The organism is Priestia sp. SIMBA_032 (genome assembly GCF_046535215.1).
GTDB lineage: Bacteria > Bacillota > Bacilli > Bacillales > Bacillaceae_H > Priestia > Priestia aryabhattai.
The window spans coordinates 1-245 of sequence record NZ_JAWRXD010001334.1; the positions used below are offsets into that span (position 1 = coordinate 1).

Here is a 245-nt window from a genome sequence, read left to right on the forward strand (position 1 = left end):
TGTCTCGATCCGCGCGCGTTCGGTTCTGCCCATGTTCTGCACCCTTTCCTCCGTGTTCGATCGCCTCATGGCGAAGATCTCTCCACTCAGCATCCCACAAATTCAGCATTGTGGAAATATAATTCCATTTTAACGGCCGTCGCATGCATCCCGATCGGGCGATACATCGCCCGCCCGACGGGGCGAGTCTCAACCCTCTTCGCACCCAGACCGCCCTCGCACAGCACAGGCCTTGCGCAACAATC

Annotated in this window: 1 protein-coding gene; it reads right to left on the reverse strand. The window is 58.0% G+C overall.

Features of this window, described 5'->3' with window-relative positions; translation table 11 throughout:
* Window positions 1-205, reverse strand: a 205-nt coding sequence (locus SB717_RS38640; protein ID WP_410908530.1) for a hypothetical protein, incomplete at its 3' end; no start/stop codon positions are given.
* Window positions 206-245: the final 40 nt, after the last annotated feature.